6 protein-coding genes are annotated in these 8,689 nt (G+C 40.3%); 2 read left to right on the top strand and 4 right to left on the bottom strand.

Annotated elements, in window-relative coordinates:
* Nucleotides 1–138: 138 nt before the first annotated feature.
* Both B0H50_RS12640 and B0H50_RS12635 read left to right on the top strand, forming a co-directional pair.
* Entirely contained in the window at nucleotides 139–5,037 is a 4,899-nt protein-coding gene (locus tag B0H50_RS12640; RefSeq protein WP_158275929.1) for a DEAD/DEAH box helicase, read from the top strand.
* 13 nt (nucleotides 5,038–5,050) lie between these two features.
* Nucleotides 5,051–5,671: a hypothetical protein gene (locus B0H50_RS12635; protein ID WP_106200188.1), complete on the top strand. Its 621-nt coding sequence runs from the start codon at nucleotides 5,051–5,053 to the stop codon at nucleotides 5,669–5,671.
* 632 nt (nucleotides 5,672–6,303) lie between these two features.
* Here B0H50_RS12635 and B0H50_RS12625 read toward each other — a convergent pair.
* The 4 genes from B0H50_RS12625 to B0H50_RS12610 all read right to left on the bottom strand — a co-directional run bounded on the left by B0H50_RS12625 (nucleotide 6,304) and on the right by B0H50_RS12610 (nucleotide 8,558).
* Nucleotides 6,304–6,924: a DUF5915 domain-containing protein gene (locus tag B0H50_RS12625; RefSeq protein ID WP_269843941.1), complete on the bottom strand. Its 621-nt coding sequence runs from the start codon at nucleotides 6,922–6,924 to the stop codon at nucleotides 6,304–6,306.
* A gap of 259 nt (nucleotides 6,925–7,183) precedes the next feature.
* Nucleotides 7,184–7,594, bottom strand: coding sequence for a hypothetical protein (locus B0H50_RS12620; RefSeq protein ID WP_106200184.1), 411 nt, complete (start codon nucleotides 7,592–7,594; stop codon nucleotides 7,184–7,186).
* Between the two features lie 41 nt (nucleotides 7,595–7,635).
* A complete protein-coding gene (locus tag B0H50_RS12615; RefSeq protein WP_106200194.1) occupies nucleotides 7,636–8,283 on the bottom strand; it encodes a hypothetical protein in 648 nt (215 codons plus the stop codon).
* A 32-nt stretch (nucleotides 8,284–8,315) separates the two neighbouring features.
* Complete coding sequence (locus B0H50_RS12610; protein ID WP_146129251.1) at nucleotides 8,316–8,558, bottom strand: hypothetical protein; 243 nt, start codon at nucleotides 8,556–8,558, stop codon at nucleotides 8,316–8,318.
* Between the last annotated feature and the right edge of the window lie 131 nt (nucleotides 8,559–8,689).

The raw sequence follows: 8,689 nt of genomic DNA, 5'->3' as shown, positions 1-8,689 counted from the left end.
AGCAACAGCCCTGAACGAGTAATCAAGTATTTTGGCGACAAGCATGTCTCTTATGCAGCATGACTATGTAAAAAATATATCCGCCGGAGCAATAATTCATATATTTGTCAAAAATTGGAAATGATGAGGAAATTCTATATGGATCGACAAGAAGAGCAATGGTTTGATCAACTGACTGACGAACACAAAAAAGACGCAATCACCTTCGCAAAACCAAATTACAGACGGCTTTGGGATCGTCTTGTTGATATGTATAAAGAATCAGCTCACTTTGTTTACGAGCTTATTCAAAACGCCGATGACGCTCTAGCCACAGAAGCTCATTTCCTTCTATATAACGACAAACTTATTTTCAGACATAACGGAGCTAAGAAATTTACCATTTCCAATCCAGAAACCGAAGAACTAGATAGGGAAAACGGGAAATTAGGTCATGTAAATTCAATCACCTCTGTTGCATTTTCTTCAAAACACAACAGTGATGACTCTGGAAACTCTATTGGTAAATTTGGAATCGGTTTTAAATCTGTTTACACTTACACAGAAACACCCGAGATTTACGATCAAGCAATGTGTTTCCGTATAGAACAAAAAATCATCCCTATTCGATTAAACAAGTATTATGATAATTGGGAGAAAAATGAAACCTGGTTCATCATACCATTCAACAATCCGAACAAGACCCCAGACATTGCAGTTTCAGAAATTTCAAAGCAGTTGTCCGAACTGCACAACCCAACCTTATTTTTAAACAACCTCCAAACAATTTCTTACCAATACGAAGAAAACAACAAAACGACAAAGGGAACTTATCAAAAAATAATCGAAAAAACAAAAATTTTTTCAGATACCAAAGCAGAACTGTTATCGTTAAAACACGATATTGATGGAGTCTTAACAGAAGAAAAACTATGGATATTCTCTAGAGAGAATGACAATTTAACTTATTCCGTCGGATTCGGCATAGAAGGCGACAAACTCGTTCCAAAATCTGATTATGCTTATTGTTATTTCCAGACCAAGGAAGAAACTCACCTAAATTTCATCATTCACGCGCCTTTCCTTTTAACACCTGATAGGCAACATTTAAAAGATGGTGAAAAACATAACACGCAGATGATCACTCTGCTGGCCGAATTAGCAGCAGACAGCATGGTTTATTTGCGAGATATCGGCAAAGAAACGGGACATAACCTAATTAGTGACGACATTTTAAAAATAGTCCCCATCAAATCTGAAGACTTTTATATACAGAGACAACAATACAACTATTATCTTCGCAAAAACGAAACAATTATTATAGGACAAAAAACATTTGAACCTTTTTACAACCAAATTTTAAACAAGTTCGAAAGCGAGAAAATACTTCCATCTATAGAAGGATACACTTCCGCCAACAATGCATTTTGGGCCGAAGACACCGATCTAATAAATTTATTTCCAGATAAAAATTTATCAAAAATCGTCAATAAAGAAGAAGCCCACTGGATATTCCGTTCATTACGTAGAGCTGGTGTTTCTGACGAACGGCGAGAATGGATTGACAAAATTATCAGCCCAGAACATTGCTTAAACGAAAATTACTTTTTGCAACACATTTCAGCATCATTCTGTGAAGAAAAATTTCAAAATGACTTTAACTGGGTGATATCCTTCTACGAATGGCTAGATTCCGCAAAAGAGCGTTCCAGCATCGCAAAAAAACAGCCATTTTTTATTGACAGTGAAGGCAAAAGTGTTTGTCTATTCAAAAATGAAATTCTCAATATATTCTTCCCTACCGAAGAAATCTGTAATTATCACACAATAAATAAAAAAATATTCGAAAATCAATCTGCAAGAAACTTCTTGGAAAAATTAGGAGTAACCATTCCATCCTTAAAAGATGAAATTTACACCAAAATATTACCTCAATATGAAACAGGCATGCCTGATGACGAGACTGTAAAAGCCGATTTTAAAAAGATTCTTGCATACTACGAAAAGTGCCCTAACGCAGAGATAAAAGAATACACTGAAAGAATTCAAAGCAATCTTTTATTACGGAGCAAACCGCAAACAGGAACTTATACAAATGCAAAAGCCGGTGATATTTACTTTCCCAATGAAGAACTGCAAATATGGTTTGACGCGAAAAACGATGTTAATTTTATAGATCTTGATTTCTATAAAGAATTCGCTACAGAAGATAAATTGATTTCTTTTTTTGAAAAAATTGGGGTTCGCTCTGAAATTAGAATAACATATGAAGAAGCATTTATTATTGATTCTCCTACCATCTGGGAAGTTAATTTTCGACCGATTTGCAAATGGCTAAAAAGTGAAGATCGTAAGAGCAAAGAACCTTTTGTTTTGGCATATATATTCTTCTCTCTTGAAGGGCTAAAAGAAGCTACAGAGCATATAAATGAAGAAAAATCTAGAATTCTATTACGCTATCTTTGTGATAACTTTGAGCTGATTTCACTCGAAACTTTCAAATACCGATATAGCAGCAAAGAGTATACAAAAAACCTGCAAGGAAAAATGCTATTTAGCCCCATTTTACAGTTCCTTAAAAGCACTCCATGGCTTTATACGAAATCGGGTGAAGTTCGAAATGTCCACTCCATATATCTAGAAGATCTTGCAGACTTTTACAACCTTTCGTCTCTTAAAGATACTAGAATTTTAAAAATTTTAGATATCAAAGAACGACCAAAATTTGATATAAATATCTTAGATGACGAAACAAAAAATAATCTTAATTTTATTGAAAAATTAAAATCTAGTGGAGTTTCAATAACAGAGCAAACCATAGCAGACTTTCTTGAATTTCAAAGGAATCGTCAAAAGCCGAATCCACCACAGAATCCATCATCCAATGAGAAAAAATCACAGGGAACATCGTCACAAGCCCCTAATTCCACAAGCGAAGATTCTGTAGATTCTTCAACAGAGAATCAAAGTGCCAACACACACCATACAGAAACTCCAGAAGAAAAAATCGTCAAAGAAACGATTAAGCGCGCAAAAGAAATCAAAAATGAGCCTGAGCATACTATAGAAATTTATGACACCGACTTTGAGGATTCGGATGAATTTACCCCGCCTTCTTATGACAGCAAAAAGCTGGTAAAGAAAGTTCAAGATAAATTCGCTATAGAGCTCAATAGAATTAAAGAACTCGAAGATGCAATAGAGAAATCAAAGACCACAAAATATTCCTATCAATGGTTTCAAGCAATGTTACAACTTGAAATATTAAGGAGTAATGAAAACTACGCCAATAGCAAAGAGGTTCACATCAGTTTTGGTAAGGTAGATAAAGATCAAACGGCGACCAAGACTTTGATTTTATCGAAACCCGATAAGAAAATTCCAGCGTTTATGGAGGAATTATACGGGATAAACGTAATCATACATTTTAAAGGCAAATCGCAAGACAAACAGCTCACATTTGAAGCTGCCAGCATCCGATCCTTTACGCTTCGCTTGAAGATGATGCACAAAGCTGATATTGACAACCTTGATATAGAAAACATCAGCTCCGCTGAAATCGTTGCGAAAAGTCCCGTTTTCTTGCTAGATGAACTAAAAAAAGAATTCGATAGACTTAATTTCGATAAAGAAAAGAACCTGAAAGCCGAATTATGCGATAACATAAAATTCATCTTCGGTCCTCCTGGCACCGGTAAAACGACATACTTGGCAAACGAAATTCTACTCCCTTGGATTTGCGATAAAAACATCAAAAAATGTAACATACTCGTCCTTGCGCCAACAAATAAAGCGGCCGATGTTTTGACAAAACGTATTATGGGAAATAACGAAACTGCACAAGATTTCTTGTCACGTTTCGGAACAACGAATAATGACGAAATTGAAAACAGCGATGTCTTTTGCAGCCGTAATTTAGACATCAATGTTCGTTCCAAAAACATTATCGTTACCACAATGGCTCGATTGCCATATGATTCATGCGTTGTTGATGGGAAAGAAAAAGAACTTTTGCGTACGATAAAGTGGGATTATATCGTCATTGATGAAGCCTCAATGATTCCCTTGATATACATGGTCTATTTGTTGTATTCTCAACAACCGAGACAATTTGTTATTGCAGGCGACCCATTCCAAATTGAGCCTACAGTTTCGGAAGAATCATGGAAAAGAGAAAACATTTATCAGATGGTAGGCCTTAATGATTTTGTAAACCCAACAACAGAACCTCATCCATATGAAATAATTAAACTAGGCACTCAATACCGCAGCATTCCTGCCATCGGTTCCATTTACAGCCAATTGACATACGGAGGAATTCTCAAGCACAATCGCCTCGATGAAGGTCTAAAAAATATTAGCATCGAAGGCTTTGACATTTCACCACTAAATATAGTCAGGTTTCCAGTTGAACGATACGAAAGTATTTATCGGAGTAAAAAGCTGGGCAAAGGCTCTAATTACCAAATCTATTCTGCAATATTTACATACGAATTTATTTGCCATATTGCAAAATCTATTGCGCAAAAAAATTCTGAAACAAAATGCAGCATAGGCATCATATCTCCATACAAAGCCCAATCCGATTTAATCGGAAATTTACTGAGAAGAACAAAACTTCCGCAAAACATTTCCATTTTATCAGGAACCGTTCATAGTTTCCAAGGCGATGAGTGTGATATAATGCTGACAGTTTTCAACACACCCGAAAACATTTCCTCTAGTGATAAAATGTTCTTAAACCACAAGAATATTATCAATGTCGCCATTAGCCGAGCACGTGATTATTTATTCGTCCTAATGCCTGACGAAAAAACTGTCGGAATTGATAAACTAACAATCATATCAAAACTTGCAGAATTGATGCAGGACTCAAATTGCAGAAATTTTGAATCCCATGAACTTGAAAAATGGATGTTTGACAATGAAAATTTCTTAGAAGAAAATACTTTCTCCACAGGACATCAATCCGTAAATGTTTATAGCGAACCGGAAAAACGATACGAGGTCCGAAGCGAAGACGACGCAATAGACATTCAAATTTTTAACATTGCGTAAAAGGATTTTGATCATGACCGAAAATGAATTACAACAAGCCTATGAAGAACTGAAGAATTCGTATAATTATCATGACCATAGGCCTCAAACACGGCAAGGGCAAGAAATGCTCAAACAGGACGAAGAACGCTTTATCGACGAAGCATTACTCCCCTACATAAAGCAAATCGTTGAAAATTTCACAAACGTATTGAGAAACCCAATAACTTTGCGCCTAACTATTCCTTCCAATGCAGGAAGTATTAAAGCAGAAAGAATTACAACCAAAGTACAAATTTCCCCTAAAAACACCCCTACGTTCCCTAGACGAGATGCATCGGGTTTAAAAATTGTTTTACCTGATGGCAAAATAATTCAAGAACAAAGTGCAACAGATTCCATGTGTACAGCAATCCAGTACGCCATATCCATCTTTGGAATCAATACTGTTCTGGATTCCATGGAAAAATTCTCTATTATTTGCGATGGAGAGCCGTTGCTAAAGAAAGGACCTCACACTCACCCGTCGTCCAACTCAAAGCCTATCGGAAATAACTGTTTCGTTAATGTTCATATGAATACAAAAACGAAGAAAGACAAATTAGAACAAATTAGCAAAGCCTTAGGCATTCACTGGAACATTATCACTATATAGAGTTATGCTAAGAAGTATCCCAACTTAGCAAGTCGATCCCATTCTACAATCTTTCTTGTTGCATCATATTGCGGAAATCCGCCAACTTGATGATTTTTGTCTGCTTATGTTGTTGGAATTCTAGCAAATCCTTATTCCCAGAGACGATATATGCAGCATCAATTGTTTCTGCAAGAGATAGCAGATAAAGGTCTTTCGGGTCACGAATTGGGGATTACTACCTTCATTTTGTGTATCGGACAGCGCTTACTTCCGCCATAATTTCCTTTTCGCTAAGGAGAGGTTCCTTAGGGCGAGTGGCGATAAAGCGTTCGAGCATCTGCTCTTTGGTTCTTGTCCGCCATCCGAACTTTCGGATAAGTTCACTAAACAGAGACCAGTCCTTTTCGGGGACATCCAGATAAATCCCTTTTGTCGCTTGCTCCGCTAGCATATTATACCTTCGTGTTAAGACCTACGAACAGTATATATTTTCCGCAAAAGAAATGCAGGTTACCCACATGGAGAAGAGCCTAGAAATATGCAAAAAGACCGCAGCGGTGAGCTACGGTCTAAATTTTTAGGGTCTGGATCCTTCGCCCCTTCGGAGCTCGGGATGACGAATGCGCGAGCCTTCAACGTGTTTAGAGGCCTTAAGCCTTAACCGTCGTAAAGCTGAAAGCCTCTCCATCAGCATCATTAGCTTCGAGGCCATCGGCACTTGCAGCCCAAGCAATCTTCACAGCCTGCGTCTCTCCGGCGATGTAAGCTTCATTCTCGGCGACAGCCTGCTTGAACACGTCGCTTGCAGAGAACAGCGTCACTTCGATCTTGTCGGTGATGGCGTAGTTCTGGTTCTTACGGCGGTTCTGGATGCGGTTCACGAGTTCGCGGGCCACGCAGGCGCGGCGGAGTTCGTCCGTGATCTTCAGGTCTAGAGCCACGGTGAAGTGCTGATTGGCTTCTACTGCCATGCCGTCGGCCACGATGCGGTTGAGCATCAGGTAGTCTGCACCAACTTCACCGAAGTCGAACTTAATCGTCTCGCCAGCCTGGAGAGCCTTGATTTCATCGACGCTCAGCGAATTCAGCTTGGCGGAAATCACCTTCATGTTCTTCGCGTAATCCGGGCCCTTCGCCTTGATGGCGAGGAAGTTCGGCTTGGCGGAGAGCTGTACGAGTTTCGTCTCGTCTTCTATGAACTTCATTTCGCGAACATTGAGTTCTTCTTTTTTGGGGCGTTCCCCACCTCGGTGGCCATGCGCACTAAACAACAAGTTGTTAAGTGCTGTCCGCCCACTTCGTGGGTCGGGCTATATTTGACGCCTTCGGCGTTCGCGGCATCGCCTCAGCAATGAAAACAAGCAAGCTTGTTTTCGCTGCATTCGGCTCGAACGCTGTTTAGGGGCACCAGTCTTCGCTTCGCTCGCCACTAGCCTCCTAAAACGGCGCCACTGCGCCGCCCCAAGGGGTCACTTATAGAAACACTTGGGAGTTTACTCCCTTAGTGTTCTTATCCCCTTTGGGGAATCCCTAACGCTTGATTGCGGCAAAGCATCCTTCGCCCGTAATGACAATGAAAATGCTATTCCCTAGCATCAAGGTGTCGCCAGATGTGGTATCGTAAATTTTCCAGACTTCGTTACCGTCGAAGCGGTCGTCGTGACAGTGCTTGTATGGCGGAGTTGTTTCGCGGCATTCCGTATAGGTGTAGTTGCGGTAGGTGTCGAAGCATTGCTCGCTCTCGGAAATCCCGTAGCAGACTCGCAGCGGATCTTCGCCTCTCTGTTTTACGCTCACGCGAAACGATGTTTGCGTTTCTTCGGAAAGGGGAGTCCGGTTTATACAGTGAATTTTTGCAATGCTGTTGAAATCGGCAGAAACGAGCAAATCGAAGCGGTTTTCCCTGTCGTATGTCGTCGCGCATGCACAAAACAGCAACATACCCGAAAAAATTAAAGGACATTTCTTCATGGTCACCCCAATCAACGCCACTGGCCTTTGCTCTTTTCATTCGGGCTTTTTCCCGGTTGATACACGCTCCCCGGTCTCTCCCATTGGTCCCATCCGTAGCCGGGCTTCAGCTGTATCCAGTCGTATGTATCACGATACCTAATCTGGTTCTCGTATTTCTTATCGAACCTGTCCATGGTTTCCCGCGTGTTTGACAAAGTCTGCTTAATAGGCTCGCCGTCCTCGTAATAGATGGTCTGGTTTTCCATAGGCTTGAACCAGTATTCGCCAATCACATCGAACCCACCATTCACCGCAGCCAAGATATCCGGGCAATTCTCGCGATACACATCGTTGGTCAGAAAATTACCGCCCATATCGGGAAAAGACCAGTCGTAGGCACAATACAGACCGATAATCTTCCCGTTCTCCTCCATCGCCTGTGCCTTCGCAAGGTGCAGTATGAGAATGTTGTCACATTGCCCGTCACTGTTCACTGGGAAGTTAATCTGTCCGACATAATGGCATACCTCCTTGTCGCCAAGGTCGATTATGGTTCCCGGATGGTTCCATGCAGTAGAATACATGGAATTTGTGCGGGCGAAACGCCACACGCCGGTCGTCGGCTTGTCGGCAAACACCAGGGCCGAAAGTGCGAGTAATAGCAGGATATATTTCATGGAAGTGACATCACCTAACCACATCAATGCTGTTAGTATCCCATTTCCCACGGAGCAGGACCGCCAAATAGGTAATGAATGTCGTTAGTAGAAGTTCCCACGAAAAGATTCTTTATAAATGCTAAATTAAATATTCCTTTATCAGGTGAACGGTTACCATTGGTTTCATGATATCCTTCACATTCAAAACGTTGCCCAGCACCAACATCCTCACAATTCAGAAATCCGGTATTTGTCTCTTTTTCGGACTCTATCCATAAAACTGTGTCATTCACCACCAAGCATCATTTGAAAAATGATGTAAATTGAGGAACTATGATGACACACGAAGAATATAAAGAGATGATCAAAAAAGCAGCATCTCAGTTCAAAACAGGAAAGCCAATTTTTGGCAAAGACGGAGCAT

The organism is Hallerella porci, assembly GCF_003148885.1.
Lineage (GTDB): Bacteria > Fibrobacterota > Fibrobacteria > Fibrobacterales > Fibrobacteraceae > Hallerella > Hallerella porci.
This window is presented reverse-complemented; position numbering and strand designations above follow the sequence as displayed.